Below are 300 nucleotides of genomic sequence, written 5' to 3' on the forward strand. Positions count from 1 at the left end.
GTTGGGCATGTGGTTCGTCGCGTAGTGGTCGGCGATCTGGCGGGCGTGCAGGGTGTGCCGCTCGCGCCGGTTGGCGTTGGGCAGAGAGCAGTCCGAAGCGCCCATCTCCAGGCCGTAGACGGGCGGAAGGAAGGGCGTTCCGGTCAGCGAGGAGTACTTGCCCATGACGGCCTTGAGGCGGGTCCCGGCGAAGTAGTAGGGGTCGAAGCGCAGCTCCTGCTCGGTGGTGCTGACCGGGTCGTCGAAGGCGTAGCTGCCCGGGGCGTAGGTGTTGCGGTAGACGCCGTAGCCGGCCGAAGA

Annotated in this window: 1 pseudogene; it reads right to left on the bottom strand. The window is 68.0% G+C overall.

Annotation, left to right across the window (positions count from 1 at the left end):
* Positions 1–300, bottom strand: a pseudogene (locus UK12_RS42730) (TIM-barrel domain-containing protein); the annotation flags it as partial.

Origin of the sequence: Saccharothrix sp. ST-888 (assembly GCF_000955975.1) — a bacterium.
Taxonomy (GTDB): domain Bacteria; phylum Actinomycetota; class Actinomycetes; order Streptomycetales; family Streptomycetaceae; genus Kitasatospora.